Origin of the sequence: Bradyrhizobium sp. SRL28, assembly GCF_018596315.1 — a bacterium.
Taxonomy (GTDB): domain Bacteria; phylum Pseudomonadota; class Alphaproteobacteria; order Rhizobiales; family Xanthobacteraceae; genus Bradyrhizobium.
The window spans coordinates 84,702-98,702 of sequence record NZ_JAHEAG010000023.1 but is presented as its reverse complement, the minus strand read 5'-3'; the positions used below and the strand labels follow the sequence as shown (position 1 = coordinate 98,702).

Sequence of the window (14,001 nt, the reverse complement as noted above, 5' to 3'; positions counted from 1 at the left end):
TATCCTAACGCCCCGTTAACCAATGCAAGACTGCGTCGAACCATCAGCGCCTGGCTGGCCGGGTTGCTGGTCGCGTCCGCGTTGATGGCTGTTGGCGGGGCTGCGGCGCAGGCGCAAACCCAACCCCGCCCGACGGTCGAGGCGGCTCCGCAGGCGGTGCCCGGCTTCTGGGATCCGCGGCGGCGTCCGGACCGGCCGGACATGTCGCGCCTCACCGTGATCCGGTTCCTGACCGAGACCGACTACCCGCCGTTCAACTTCACCGGCGCCGACGGCAATCCCGCCGGCTTCAATGTCGATCTGGCGCGCGCGCTGTGCGACGAGATCAAAATCAGCTGCACCGTCCAGATGCGCCGGTTCGAGACGCTGGTCGACGCCATCACCAGCAACCGTGGCGACGCCATCATCGCCTCGATGGCGGTGACGCCGGCCTTGCGCGCAAGGCTCGATTTCACCGATCCCTATTACCGCGCGCCGGCGCGCTTCGTGTCGCGGCGCGACGCCGTGATGCCGGAGGTTCGTCCCGAATATCTCGAAGGCAAGAAGGTCGGCGTCATCGCCGGCACCTCGCACGAGGCCTATCTGAAGGCGATGTTCACCGACGCCGAGCTCAAGTCCTATCCCAATGACGACGCGCTGCGGCTGGCGCTCAGGCGGAGCGAGGTCGATTTCATCTTCGGCGACGCGATCTCGCTGGCGTTCTGGATCAACGGAACCGATTCGGGCGAATGCTGCGCGTTCTCGGGCGGGCCCTTTGTCGAGAGCCGCTATTTCGGCGAGGGCATCGGCATCGCCGTCCGCAAGGGCAACGATTTGCTGCGGACGTCGCTGAACTGGGCGCTGTTCCGGATCTGGGAAAAAGGCCGCTTCACCGATCTGTGGCTGCGGTATTTTTCGATCAGTCCGTTTTAGGAGTTCGAGACTTCGTAGGGTGGGCAAAGGCGCCCTTGCGCCGTGCCCACCATTTCTTGCACGGAACGCGATGGTGGGCACGCTACGCTTTGCCCACCCTACGAATTCCGGCCGTCATTTTGCATTTCTACGCGGAAGCGCTAGTTTCCGCGCCCTTGGAGACCACCTGATGTCCGTCATCGACCTTGCCGCTAGCCCGAGCGATTTGCGCACGCTCGCCGAACAATCCAACGCCTGGCCGTTCGAGCAGGCCAAGGCCATTGTCGCGCGGCTGAAGAAAAACCCGAAGGACGAGGTGCTGTTCGAAACCGGCTACGGTCCGTCCGGCCTGCCGCATATCGGCACCTTCGGCGAGGTCGCGCGCACCACCATGGTCCGCCACGCCTTCCGCGTGCTGACCGAGGACAAGATAAAGACGAGGCTGCTGGCGTTCTCAGACGACATGGATGGCCTGCGCAAGGTGCCGGACAACGTACCAAACAAGGAGATGCTGGCATCGCATCTCGGCAAGCCGCTGAGCCGCATTCCGGATCCGTTTTCGAACGAATATCCGTCGTTCGGCGCGCACAACAATGCGCGGCTCCGCGCCTTTCTCGACACCTTCGGTTTCGACTACGAGTTCGCGAGCTCGACTGATTATTACAGTTCGGGAAAGTTCGACGCGGCGCTGTTGCGCATGCTGGAGCGTTTCGATGCGGTGATGGCGATCATGCTGCCGAGCCTGCGCGAGGAGCGCGCGGCGACCTATTCGCCGTTCCTGCCGATCTGTCCGCGCACCGACGTGGTGCTGCAGGTGCCTATCGTCGCCCATGACGTCAAGGGCGGCACGGTTTCCTACGACGATCCCGAGACCGGGGAGCGCGTCACCGTCCCCGTGACTGGCGGGCATTGCAAGCTGCAATGGAAGCCGGACTGGGCGATGCGCTGGTTCGCGCTCGGCGTCGACTACGAAATGGCCGGCAAGGATCTGATCGACTCGGTCAAGCTGTCCGGCAAGATCTGCGCGGCGCTCGGCGGTACGCCGCCGGAGGGCTTTAACTACGAACTGTTCCTCGACGACAAGGGCCAGAAGATTTCGAAGTCGAAGGGCAACGGGCTCACCATCGACGAATGGCTGCGCTACGCCTCGCCGGAATCGCTGTCGCTGTTCATGTACCGCGAGCCCAAGGCAGCGAAGCGGCTGTATTTCGACGTCATCCCGCGCAACGTCGACGACTACCAGCAATTCCTCGACGGCTTCACGCGGCAGGATGCGAAGCAGCAACTGCAGAATCCGGTCTGGCATATCCATGCCGGCAAGCCGCCGAAGGCCGACATGCCGGTCACGTTCCAATTGCTGTTGACGCTGGTGTCATCGTCGAACGCGGAGAACGCCGAGACGCTGTGGGGCTTCATCGGGCGCTATCGTCCGGGCGTGACGCCGCAGACGCATCCGAAGTTGGACGCGATGGTCGGCTACGCCATCAACTATTATCGCGACTTCGTGGCGCCGACGAAGCAGTTCCGCGAACCGACCGACAACGAGCGCGCGGCGCTGCAGGATCTGCGCGATGCGCTGTCGCAATTGCCGGCGGGAGCGAGCGCGGAAGACATCCAGAACGTGGTCTACGAGATCGGCCGCCGCGAGCCATTTCTGGATCAGGTGAAGAAGGGCAAGGACGGCCGTCCCGGCGTTTCGCTCGACTGGTTCAACATGCTTTACCAGGTGCTGCTCGGCCAGGAGAAGGGCCCACGCTTCGGCTCGTTCGTCGCGGTGTATGGCGTGACAAATGCGATCGCGATGATCGACGGCGCGCTGGCGCGGTCGGCATAACTCTCTCCGTCGTCCCTGCCTAGTGCGCAATTGCGCACGGGCGCAGGGACCCATAACCACAGGTCGACATTACTGGCGTCGCTGTGGCTCCGGCTTGATGCAAGCAACGAACGCCTGTGGTTATGGGTCCCGGCTCAAGGCCGGGACGACAGCGGAGGCTTGGCCGCAGCCTGGGTCCGCAAACCGGGATGGCAGGCCCGCCGCAATTTCAGCCACGGCAGCGCCGGATTGCGCTACAATCCTCTCATAACAGCCGTCAAAGCCCCCGCCGAGGGGCAGGCAACACAGTGGGAGAAAGCTCATGCAGTTCAGGGTTTCGCCGAACACGCTCAGCGAATACAGCGCCGAGCAATGGCAGGCGCGGGTCGATCTCGCCGCCGCGCACCGGCTGGCCTTCATCCAGGGATTTTCCGAAGGTATCTTCAACCATCTGACCTTCGTGGTGCCGGGCAGCACGGATCGCTACTATCAGATCCCGTTCGGCACGCATTGGTCCGAGGTCACGGCTTCCTGCTTCATGGAAGTCGGCATCGACGATGGCGAGGTCAAGCGCGGCGAAGGCGAGGTGGAGCGCTCCTGCTATTGCATCCACGCGCCGATCCACAAGGCGCTGCCGCAGGCGAAGGCGGTGTTTCACACCCACATGCCGCATGCCAGCGCGCTGACGCGGCTCGAAGACCCCCGCATCAAGGAGATCGGCCAGACCGAGGTCGGGCTGTCGGGCGCCATCGCCTATGACGACGAGTATGCCGGTCCGGCGCTCGATCCTGCCGAAGGCGCGCGGCTCGCAAAGGTCATCGGCGACAAGACGGTGCTGTTCATGGCCAACCACGGCATCTCCACCGTCGGCGCGACCGTCGCGGAGGCCTACGACATGCTGTACTACGTCGAGCGCGCCGCCCAAGTGCAGATCTACGCGATGTGGACCGGGCAGAAGCTGAAACAGCTCCCAGCGCCTGTGGTGGAGAAAACCAAGCGCGATTACAAGGACGAGCATCTCTACAAGGGACCAACCCCGGCGCAGCGGCATTTCGATGCGCTGAAGCGGATGCTGGACCGGAAAGAGCCTGACTACGCGATGTAAGTGCGCTGCTGCCGCGTAGACAGCTTGTAGGGTGGGCAAAGGCGCGCTCTTCGCGCCGTGCCCACCATCTTCGATCCGGATTGGTGCTGCAAATGGTGGGCACGCTTCGCTTTGCCCACCCTACGGCTTCCTTCCTGTGGGAGAAGGAAGGCAGTCAGCCCGCCGCTCTGACCGCATCCGCAAACTGGTGCCAGATTTCCGGACGCCAGCTTCCATTGGCGGCGCCCGATGTCGACGGCAATATCCAGACCCTGGTGTCGCCGATCAGCTCGAGCTGCTCGCCATAGTCCCGCTTGCCGTCGAAGAATTTCTGTCCGGCCGTCTTGCTGGTGAATGCGAGGAATTGCGGGCGGAACGTCGCGATGGCGGTGCGTAGCCGGGCGCGATCCGCCGCCGTCAGTTTTGGCAGCGTGGCGCGATCCATCCCCGCGCCCGCTTTCACGAGATCAGTCAGGCCGATCCGATGTTGCAGCAGGCTGCGATATTGATGCGGCAGCAGCAGCTCCGGCGTGAGCCTCGTCTCGTGCAGGATCTTCCAGAACTTGTTTTGCTTGTGCGCGTAGTAGGCCCGCTCGGCGGCGGACGTCGTGCCTGCGGCGGTCCCGCACAACACGATGCGAAGGGAAGGTTGCAGCAGGTCGCTCAGCACATCAGTCACGCTAGCGACAATCCTACTGGCTCGCCCACACGATCCTTGCGATCCAGGCGACGTCGTCGGCGTCGAGCGTGCGGTCGGCCTGGGCCGGGTTGAGCGACTGCAATTCCAGCGTCTTGGTGGTGCGACGCTTCAATTCCTTGACCATCACTTCGCCGCCTGACGTTTTGAGCACCACGCGGTCGCCGCGCCGGATCGGCGTTCCCGGCGACACCACGATGATGTCGCCGTCGCGATAGGCCGGCTTCATCGAATCGCCCGAGATCTCCAGCGCGTAGGCGTGCTCGTCAGAGGCCTGTGGCAGCGCCACCTCGTCCCAGCCACGGCCGGCGGGAAAGCCGCTCTCGTCGAAATGGCCGCCGCTGCCGGCTTGCGCCAGGGCGAGCATCGGCACCGATTGCAGGCTGCGCGTGCCGTCGCCGATCAACTGCACAAAGGTGTCGATCGACGAATTGGTCGCGGCCAGCGCCTTGGAAACCGATTCGGTCGAAGGCCAGCGCTCGCGGCCGTCGGCGGTAATGCGCTTGGATTTGTTGAAGGTGGTAGGGTCCAGGCCTGAGCGCTTGGCGAGACCCGAGGGCGACATGCCGGCGCGTTCGGCCAGCCGGTCGAGCGCGGTCCAGACCTGGCTGTGGGTCAGAATCCGTTGCGCCTTGGATTGTCTCGGCATCGAAAATCCCGGAATTGCCTAGGAATTATTGCCTCATTCGGCCCCTTTGCGCAAATCTCGCGTAGCGCTTGGCTCGGCAGCGCTTGAGTTAGCGGCCTGCGGCCTTTACGGTCTGCCGCCACCCGGCCATTTCCGGGAAAATCCCAACCCTCTCAACGACAAGCCCGGAAAGCCGTGCCGAGGACCATCTACAAAATCACTCCCGCCTCGGCCTGGCGCGAGGCCGAACGGCAGGGCGTCTACCGGGGCAGCGCGGACGATCTGCGCGACGGCTTCATTCATTTCTCCACGGCGTCCCAAGTTGCCGAGACGGCGCGAAAGCATTATCTCGGCCAAACCGGCCTGTTCCTGGTCGCGATCGACGCGGACGCGCTCGGCGATGCGTTGCGCTGGGAGCCCTCGCGCAACGATGAGCTGTTCCCGCATCTCTACGGCGAACTCGATCTCGGCGCGGTGACCGCCGTCCTCGACATGCGCGCGCGGTCCGACGGCACGCACGACATTCCGGAGCTTATCCCGTGATCCGCGCCTTCGACGCCTTTTCGCTGCCGCTGCTGCGCTGGTTCGATCCGGAGGACGCGCATCGCATGGCGATCCAGGGCCTGCGGCTGCTGCCGCCGGTCAAGCCGCGGGCCGACGACCACAAGCTGGCGGTGCGCGCCTTCGGCCTGAATTTCCCTAATCCGATCGGCATGGCCGCGGGCTTCGACAAGAGCGCGGAGGTGCCCGACGCGCTGTTGCGTCTCGGTTTCGGCTTCGTCGAAATCGGCACGGTGACGCCGAAGCCGCAGGGCGGCAATCCGCGGCCGCGGCTGTTTCGCCTCGAGCGCGATGAAGCCGTGATCAACCGTATGGGCTTCAACAATGATGGCGCCGAAGCCGCGCTGCGCCGCCTTGCGGCGCGCGCCCATCATGGCGGCATCGTCGGCGTCAATGTCGGAGCCAACAAGGATTCGTCCGACCGCGTCGACGATTACGTCAAGCTGATCGAGACGTTTGCGCCGGTCGCGAGCTATTTCACCGTCAACGTCTCCTCTCCGAACACGCCCGGCCTGCGCAACCTGCAGCAATCCGCAGCGCTCGACGATCTGCTCGCCAAGGTCATCGATGCGCGCGAGCGGGTGCGCAAGAATGCCGGCGATTCGCCGGTGCTGCTCAAGATCGCGCCGGATCTGAGTTTGACCGAACTCGACGACGTCGTGCACATCGCGCGCTCACGCGGTGTCGACGGCATGATCGTCGCCAACACCACGCTGGCGCGGCCCTCGGCGTTGCGCGAACAGGCCCGCGCGAAAGAGCAGGGCGGACTATCGGGGCGGCCGCTGTTTCGATTGTCGACGCGCATGGTGGCGGAAACCTATGTCCGCACCGAGGGCGCGTTTCCATTGATCGGCGTCGGCGGCATCGATTCCGGCGGCGCCGCGCTGACGAAGATCCGCGCCGGCGCCAGCCTGATCCAGCTCTACTCGTCGCTGGTCTACAAGGGCCTCGGGCTGGTCGACGACATCAAGAACGATCTGGCATCCACCTTGCTGCGCACCGGGCGCGACTCGCTGTCGGAGATCGTCGGCGCCGATGCCGCGACGATCACGGCAGAGGACTGGCCGGTGAAGTAATTACTGCCGGTAGCCCGGATGGAGCGAAGCGCAATCCGGGATAGGACTCTCCGCTTGCACCAAGACCCCGGATTTCGCTGCGCTCCATCCGGGCTACGGACCAAACGACTTTCTCAACAGCGCCGGATACCTCAACGCCTGCAATCCGCCGCGGGCGGCGTAGTGCACCAGAAACGTGCCCCACAGCCCGGCATTGCCGAACGATCGCAGCGCAAACCACGCGCAAAGGAAGATCAATAGCGACAGCAGCATCAGGTTGCGCATGTCGCGCGCCCAGGTCGCGCCGATATAGACACCGTCAAAGGCAAAGGCGAACACGCCAAGCAGCGGCGCAAAAATCACGAACGGCAGATAATCCCGCGCGATGCGCCGCACCTCCACGCTTGCCGTCATGATGTCGATAAACGCAGGCCCGAACAGCAGGAAACAGCCGGCAACCGCGAGCGCGAAGCCAAAACCCCACATCACGACGAGCTTCACTGCGCCTGCGAAAGCCGCCTTGTTGCGTGCGCCATAGGCCCGGCCGCAAAGCTGCTCCGCGGCGGTGGCGAGGCCGTCGAGGAAAAAGGCGCCGAACAGCAGAAAATTGTTGAGGACGGCATTGGCGGCGAGCGTCATGTCGCCGGCACGCGCGCCCTGCGCGGTGAAGAACAGAAACGCCGCGATCAGCGACGCGGTGCGGATCATGATGTCGCGGTTGACCGCGAGCATGCGCATCAGCTTGGTGCGGTCGAACAGCAACGCGCGGGAAGCCGCGAATTGCCCTTTCGAAAGGTGGCGCGCGATCAGCAAGCCGAGCAGGAGGCCTGCGGCCTCTGCGATCAGCGCCGCGATTGCAGCGCCGGCAATTCCGAAGTCGAACACCAGCACCAGCACGACGGTCGCCGCCACGTTGATGAGATTGATGGTGATCTGCATGCCGAGCGCCAATTTGGCGCGGGCCTGCCCGATCAACCATCCCAGCACGACATAATTGCCGAGCGCCAGCGGCGAAGACCAGATCCGGATGGTGAAGTAGGTTTTGGCCGCAAGCGTGACACCGTCGCTGCCGCCCATCGCGTTGAGCAGAATGGTGGCGAGCGGAATCTGCAGGGCGATCAGCGTCGCGCCAACCAGCGCCGCGACGATCAACCCGCGCATCAGGATCGCGCGTAATTCCGACGTTTCACCGGCGCCGAGCGACTGTGCCGTAAAGGCGACCGTGCTCATGCGCAGGAATCCGAACAGCCAGAATAGGCAGTCAAAAAGTACGGACGCCATCGCCACACCGCCAAGCAGCGTGGCGTCGCCGAGCCGGCCGATCGCCGTGGTCGAGACAATGCCGATCAGTGGCGTGGTCAGGTTCGCGACCATCGCGGGACCGGCGATGGCAAACACCTGTGCCGTCGTGACTTTGGACGGCGCTGCGGGGGAGTGCATGGCTAGCGCTTGAGGATCATGCGGTCACTGCCGCCGGAGCCGAGCGCATCGCCGCAGCCGACAAATCGCAATTGCATCGGCTGCGCACCGCCCGTTGCGTGATTATCGCCCGCGGGGGCTACCGAACAGCCGCGACAACAGCCAGATCGGGATCACGATGACCGCACCGAGCAGGAAGTAGCGCCACAGCCAGTTGACGGCATCGAAGCCGAGATCCCACAGCCGCCGGAACAGCATCTGGATGCTGTGCAAAATATTCCAGGGATCGAAACCGATGGCGGCAAGCACCACGCCGACCAGGATCGACAGCAGGATCAGCCGGAACGCCACCGCCAGCGGCGAGCCGCCGAGGAAGCGGTACAGGCCGTCATTGCTGGCCGGCAGGTCTCTGACGTCGTTGGGCATCGATCTCTCCTCGCGGGTCGCGCGCATTATAGGCACGGCGGGGCAGATGGGGAACCCGCTCGTATCAGTCAATGGCCGCCATACGCCCCAGGAATGTTAATTTGCCGTCACGTCTTTGAGCATCCGCTCCAGCGTCTCCAGCCGGTCGGCCTCGCGCGGCGGCTTGTCCCAGCGCAAGCGGCTGATGCGCGGAAACCGCATCGCGACGCCGGATTTGTGCCGCGGGGAGCGCTGCAACCCCTCGAAGGCGACTTCCAGCACCAGGCCCTGGTCCGGCTCGTGCACCACGTGCCGCACCGGGCCGAATTTTTCCGTGGTGTTGCGGCGGACGAAACGGTCGATCTGCAGGAGTTCCTCGTCGGTGAAGCCGAAATAAGCTTTTCCGACCGGCACCAGTTGCTCACCGTCCTCGCCCGCGGTCCAGACGCCGAAGGTGTAGTCTGAGTAGTAGGACGAACGCTTGCCGTGGCCGCGCTGCGCATACATCAGCACGGCATCGATGATGTGCGGATCGCGCTTCCATTTCCACCACTGGCCCTTTGGTCGGCCCGGCAGATAGGGTGCATCGCGTCGCTTGAGCATCACGCCTTCGACGGCTTCGGCATCCTCTCCCGCGCCGGCGCTGGCGGGATCGGCGCGCGCCGCCATCAGCGCCTCCCAGCTATCAAAGGTAACGGTCGGCGAGAGATCTATGCGCGGATCGTCCAGCTTCCGGACGAATGCCTCGAGGTGGGCGCGGCGTTCGGCAAACGGCAATTCTCGCAGGTCGTTCTCATCGTCGCCGAGCAGGTCGTAGGCGCGCAGATGAATGGGAAATTCCTTGATCAGTTTCGGCGAGACGACTTTTCGATTGAGCCGCTGCTGCAGCACGTTGAACGTCTGCACGCGCCCCTCGCGCAGCACCAGCAGTTCGCCATCGATGGCGCCGGGCAGATGCAGCGACGGCACGAGGTCGGGAAAGCTCTTTGTAATGTCCTCGCCGGTGCGCGAATAGAGCCGCGCCTGCATGTGGCCGTGCTCGTCGCGGCCGGCGACTGCCTGCACGCGAATGCCGTCCCATTTCCACTCCGCGATGAAATCCGTGGGATCGAGACTGGCGAAGTCCGTATCCTCGATCGCATGCGCCAGCATCACCGGGCGGAACGGCGCGGGATCGCGGTTGACGGGTTTTTCGCCGCGGCCCTCCAGCCACGCGAACAGGTCGAGATAGGGTGGGGCCAGTCCCGGCCAGATCAGCTCGATCTCATGCGGGTCCTTTTCGCCGAGCGCGGCAGTCGCGGTTTTCGCCAGTCGCGCGGAAATTCCGATCCGCATCGCGCCGGTGACGAGTTTCAGCAGCGCCCAGCGGCCGGTTTCGTCGAGCTCATCGAGCCAGCGTGCGAGCTGTTTTGGAAGGTCGGTCTTGCCGAGGGTCCGAAGTGTGGTGACGACCTCGGAGAGGGTGGGGGGCGGCGGGTTGTTGTGGAGGTTGGAAACGGGCCACAGAGGTTCCTTACCTCTCCCGCTTGCGGGGGAGGTCGGATCGTCGGGCAGCGCGCCAGCGCTGTCGGACGATACGGGTGGGGGTTCTTTCTCTCCACCGGGCAAGCGGCCAGACCCCCGCCCCGGCCCTCCCCCGCAAGCGGGAGAGGGGGAAGACTTCGGCCACATCAGCGCAACCGTCTCGGATAAATCGCCGACATAGTCATACGACAGGCCGAACAACACCGGATCGGTACGATCCACGATCAGATCGCGGATCAGCCCCGGCTTGGCGTGCTTGAACGACAGCGCGCCGGTCAGCGCCGCCAGCGCGTAGCCGCGGTCGGGATCGGGCGTGTCGCGAAAATAGGCCGTGATCAGCCGCAGCTTGTTGTTGCGGCCGGGCTCGTAGGCGAGGCGATCCAGCAGTTCGGCGAAGCGGTTCATGCCTCGGCCTCATCGGCCGCAACCACCTCGTGCTCCTCCTCGTCGCCGTAGCCGACGAGGTCCAGTGGCCGTGCGGCGAGTCCGCGTGCCTTGCACCAATGCACCAGCGCATCTTCCTGCCCGTGCGTGACCCAGATTTCGCCGGCGCCGGTCGCCGCGATGGTCGCGGTCAGGCCGTCCCAGTCGGCGTGGTCTGATATCACCAAAGGCAGTTCGACGCCGCGCTGGCGGGCGCGCGCCCGCACGCGCATCCAGCCCGAGGCGAAGGCCGTGACCGGATCGGGGAAGCGTCGTGTCCAGATGTCAGACGTGGCCGACGGCGGCGCCAGCGTGATGGTGCCGGCGAGATCGGCTTTCTTCACGCCTTTGACCAGGCGCAGTTCGCCGAGCGCGATGCCGCGGCTTTCATAGTAGCGCGTGATCGCCTCCATTGCGCCATGGAGATAAATCGGCGCGTCATAACCCTGCTCGCGCAGCAGCGCGATCACGCGCTGCGCCTTGCCGAGCGAATAGGCCCCGACCAGATGCGCGCGCTCGGGAAACAGCGCGACAGATGCCAGCAGTTTCTTCACCTCAGCCGCCGCATCGCCATGGCGAAACACCGGCAGGCCGAAGGTTGCCTCGGTGATGAAGACGTCGCAGGGCACCACTTCGAATGGCGTGCAGGTCGGGTCGACGGCGTCCTTGTAGTCGCCGGAGGCGACGATGCAGGTGTCCTTGCAGGTCACGGCGATCTGCGCCGAGCCCAGCACATGGCCCGCGGGATGGAATTTGATTTTGACATCGCCGAGCGCAATTTCCTCGCCATAGCGCACCGCCTGCGTGCTGCGGGCAAAACTGTCGCCATAGCGCAGCCGCATCATGTCGAGCGTTTCCTGGGTGGCCAGCACCGCGCCATGGCCGGCGCGGGCATGGTCGGAATGGCCGTGGGTAATCACGGCGCGCTCGACCGGGCGGACCGGGTCGATATGAAAGCCGCCTGGCTTGCAGCACAGGCCGGCGGCAGCGGGGATCAGGATGTCCTGCGGGCGCATGCCTTCTATATAGGCGGTCTGCTTCCGATGTTTAGCCGTGCGATGTTTGGTCGTCATGCGCGGGCTTGACCTGCGCATCCATCTTTTGAAAAGTCTCCCTTTATTGATGGATTCCCGGGTCGTCCCCGATCGAGATCGGGACTGCCGCCCGGCAATAAAGAATTTGGTTCCTGAAATGCCTTCCCGCCTTTTTCTGTCTTCCGGCGACCTGATGGCCGACCGCCGGTTCGAATTTGCCCGCGACCTGCAATTGAAGGGCGATCTGCCCGCCGCCGCCGATCTGCTGATGCAGGCGATCGAACTGGCGCCGGATTTCACCTCCGCCTGGTTCACGCTCGCCGGCATCCGCGAAGAACTCGGTGAGCACGATGCGGCAATCGCTGCGTTTCAAGAGGCGCGCGCCCGCGATCCCGGCGATCCCCACGGCGCCGGGCTTCGATTGATGCGGCTTGGCGCAGAGCCCGTGTCGGGCATGTCGCAGGCCTATGTGCAAACGCTGTTCGACCAATATGCGCCGCGGTTCGAAGCCTCGCTGGTCGGCGATCTCGGCTATCGCGGCCCGGCGCTGCTGTTCAAGGCCGTGTTGTCGGTGCGATCGGCCGCCCGCAAGCCGGCGTACTTCAAGCGCGCGATCGATCTCGGCTGCGGCACCGGGCTGGCGGCGGCAGCCTTCGCCAGGTCGGTCGATCATTTCATCGGCGTCGATCTGTCGCCGCGCATGATCGAGCGATCCCGCGCCACCGGCTTCTACGCCGAGCTTGATGTCGCCGACATGTTGCAGGGTCTGCGTGCGAGGGGGGATGCCGGCGCCGATCTCATTCTCGCCGCGGATGCGATGGTGTACGTCGCTGAACTTGCGCCGGTGCTCGCGGAGGCCGCTCGCGTGCTGGCCCCCGGCGGGCTGCTCGCCTTCACCACCGAAACCCATGACGGCGAAGGCGTCGTCATAGGTCATGGCCTGCGCTACGCCCATGGTGCTACCTATGTGCGCGCCGCGGTCGAATCCGCAGGCCTCAAATTGTCCCTGCTGGAAGATCGCTCCGCCCGCAACGAGGACAACGTGCCGGTTCCGGGCCTCGTCGCCGTCGCCGCGAAAACTTGAGTCTAGACGCTACGCAATGCCCGAATGGCGGCATTGCGTGCGACATGTGAGCTATTGCCACCTGCGCCGGAATGGCTGATCAAGACTCCCATAAGGGAGAAACAACAATGAAGAACAAGCAAACCCGGCGCGAATTCGGCGCCACCGCGCTCGCCACCGTCCTCGCATCCGCCATGCCTGCGCCATCAGTCTGGGCGGCGGAGAAGAAATACGATCCCGGCGCCAGCGACACCGAAATCAAGATCGGACAGACCGTGCCGCATTCCGGTCCCGGCTCGCTCTATGGCGTGTTGGGGCGGGTCGGCGAGGTCTATTTCCAGATGCTGAACGAAAAGGGCGGCATCAACGGACGCAAGATAAAATTCCTCTCTATGGACGACGCCTACAGCGCGCCGAAATGCGTCGAGGCGACGCGGCGGCTGGTCGAGCAGGAGGAAGTGCTGGCGCTGTACGGCTCGCTCGGCACCGCGCCGCAGACCGCCGTACACAAATATCTCAACTCGAAGGGCGTGCCGCAGCTCCTGCTCAACACTGGCGCGTCGAAATGGAACGATCCGAAGAATTTCAAATGGACGATGGCGGGCCTGCCGCTCTATCCGACCGAAGCGCGCATCCTCGCCAAGCATGTCGTGGGAGTAAAGCCGAACGCCAAGATCGGCATCCTCTACCAGAACGACGATTTCGGCCGTGATTTCCTTGCGCCCTTCAAGAAGGTGCTGGCGGACGCCGGCGGCACCGCCAAGGTGATCATGGAGCAGACCTATGATCTGACCGAACCGACCATCGATTCGCAGCTCATCAATCTCTCGAAATCCGGCGCGGATGTTTTCTACAATATCTCGACCGGCAAGGCGTCATCACAGTCGATCCGAAAATTGGCCGAACTCGGCTGGAAGCCGCTGCACTTGCTGTCAGCGGGATCGACGGGCCGTTCGATTCTCAGCGCCGCCGGCCTCGAGAACTGCACCGGCATCGTCGCGATCCGCTACGCCAAGGAAGTCGGCGTGCCGCGCTTCGAGAAGGATCCCGACGTGATAGCGTTCGAAGAGCTGCGCAAGAAGTACCTGCCCAATGTCGACCCTGACAACACCATCGCTTTTGCCGGTTACGGCCAGGTGGTGGCGATGGCGGAGATCCTGCGCCGTTGCGGCGACGAGCTCACCCGCGCCAACGTTCTGAAGCAGGCCACGACGCTGGCGGGCTTCCACTCGCCCTACATGCTGGACGGCGTGACCTACAGCTACACGCCCGACGACTACACGCCGATGAAGACGCTCTACATCTCGGAGTTCAACGGCAAGGATTGGGATATTTCGGACAAGCCGGTGACGGAGTAAAACTCTCACAGATGGCGTTCCCCGGATGCTGCGCAACGCGCCGCGC

Annotated in this window: 13 protein-coding genes; 7 read left to right on the top strand and 6 right to left on the bottom strand. The window is 64.3% G+C overall.

Features of this window, described 5'->3' with window-relative positions:
- Positions 1–84 precede the first annotated feature (84 nt).
- The 3 genes from KIP88_RS31590 to KIP88_RS31580 all read left to right on the top strand — a co-directional run bounded on the left by KIP88_RS31590 (position 85) and on the right by KIP88_RS31580 (position 3,809).
- Positions 85–912 (top strand): transporter substrate-binding domain-containing protein, encoded by an 828-nt coding sequence (locus tag KIP88_RS31590; RefSeq protein WP_249791160.1) that lies wholly within the window; start codon positions 85–87, stop codon positions 910–912.
- Positions 913–1,081: 169 nt separating this feature from the next.
- Positions 1,082–2,725, top strand: a complete 1,644-nt coding sequence (locus tag KIP88_RS31585; RefSeq protein ID WP_214492059.1) for a lysine--tRNA ligase — start codon at positions 1,082–1,084, stop codon at positions 2,723–2,725.
- A 301-nt stretch (positions 2,726–3,026) separates the two neighbouring features.
- Positions 3,027–3,809: a class II aldolase/adducin family protein gene (locus KIP88_RS31580; RefSeq protein WP_214492058.1), complete on the top strand. Its 783-nt coding sequence runs from the start codon at positions 3,027–3,029 to the stop codon at positions 3,807–3,809.
- A gap of 154 nt (positions 3,810–3,963) precedes the next feature.
- Here KIP88_RS31580 and KIP88_RS31575 read toward each other — a convergent pair whose 3' ends face one another.
- On the bottom strand, positions 3,964–4,467 hold the full coding sequence (locus KIP88_RS31575) for a mismatch-specific DNA-glycosylase (RefSeq protein WP_214492057.1): 504 nt from the start codon (positions 4,465–4,467) through the stop codon (positions 3,964–3,966).
- 13 nt (positions 4,468–4,480) lie between these two features.
- The gene (locus KIP88_RS31570) at positions 4,481–5,134 is read right to left on the bottom strand and encodes a helix-turn-helix transcriptional regulator (RefSeq protein WP_214492056.1); all 654 of its coding nucleotides are present in this window, start codon (positions 5,132–5,134) and stop codon (positions 4,481–4,483) included.
- Positions 5,135–5,308: 174 nt separating this feature from the next.
- Between KIP88_RS31570 and KIP88_RS31565 the strand changes: the two genes are divergently transcribed.
- Both KIP88_RS31565 and KIP88_RS31560 read left to right on the top strand, forming a co-directional pair.
- Complete coding sequence (locus KIP88_RS31565; protein WP_214492055.1) at positions 5,309–5,656, top strand: DUF952 domain-containing protein; 348 nt, start codon at positions 5,309–5,311, stop codon at positions 5,654–5,656.
- Entirely contained in the window at positions 5,653–6,750 is a 1,098-nt protein-coding gene (locus KIP88_RS31560) for a quinone-dependent dihydroorotate dehydrogenase (RefSeq protein ID WP_214492054.1), read from the top strand. The genes KIP88_RS31565 and KIP88_RS31560 overlap by 4 nt, the downstream gene beginning before the upstream one ends.
- Before the next feature lie 93 nt (positions 6,751–6,843).
- On the opposite strand, the gene KIP88_RS31555 is transcribed toward KIP88_RS31560, so the two are convergent.
- The 4 genes from KIP88_RS31555 to KIP88_RS31540 all read right to left on the bottom strand — a co-directional run bounded on the left by KIP88_RS31555 (position 6,844) and on the right by KIP88_RS31540 (position 11,516).
- A complete protein-coding gene (locus KIP88_RS31555; RefSeq protein WP_214492053.1) occupies positions 6,844–8,169 on the bottom strand; it encodes an MATE family efflux transporter in 1,326 nt (441 codons plus the stop codon).
- A 102-nt stretch (positions 8,170–8,271) separates the two neighbouring features.
- Positions 8,272–8,574 (bottom strand): DUF6460 domain-containing protein, encoded by a 303-nt coding sequence (locus tag KIP88_RS31550; protein ID WP_214492052.1) that lies wholly within the window; start codon positions 8,572–8,574, stop codon positions 8,272–8,274.
- Between the two features lie 96 nt (positions 8,575–8,670).
- Positions 8,671–10,482 (bottom strand): cisplatin damage response ATP-dependent DNA ligase, encoded by a 1,812-nt coding sequence (locus KIP88_RS31545; protein WP_214492051.1) that lies wholly within the window; start codon positions 10,480–10,482, stop codon positions 8,671–8,673.
- Positions 10,479–11,516 carry a ligase-associated DNA damage response exonuclease gene (locus tag KIP88_RS31540; protein WP_214492091.1) on the bottom strand — a complete coding sequence of 346 codons (1,038 nt, stop codon included), beginning with the start codon at positions 11,514–11,516 and terminating at the stop codon, positions 10,479–10,481. The genes KIP88_RS31545 and KIP88_RS31540 overlap by 4 nt, the downstream gene beginning before the upstream one ends.
- A gap of 175 nt (positions 11,517–11,691) precedes the next feature.
- Between KIP88_RS31540 and KIP88_RS31535 the strand changes: the two genes are divergently transcribed.
- Together KIP88_RS31535 and KIP88_RS31530 are read left to right on the top strand one after the other, a co-directional pair.
- Positions 11,692–12,618 (top strand): class I SAM-dependent methyltransferase, encoded by a 927-nt coding sequence (locus KIP88_RS31535; protein ID WP_214492050.1) that lies wholly within the window; start codon positions 11,692–11,694, stop codon positions 12,616–12,618.
- A gap of 107 nt (positions 12,619–12,725) precedes the next feature.
- Positions 12,726–13,955 carry an ABC transporter substrate-binding protein gene (locus KIP88_RS31530; protein WP_214492049.1) on the top strand — a complete coding sequence of 410 codons (1,230 nt, stop codon included), beginning with the start codon at positions 12,726–12,728 and terminating at the stop codon, positions 13,953–13,955.
- Positions 13,956–14,001: the final 46 nt, after the last annotated feature.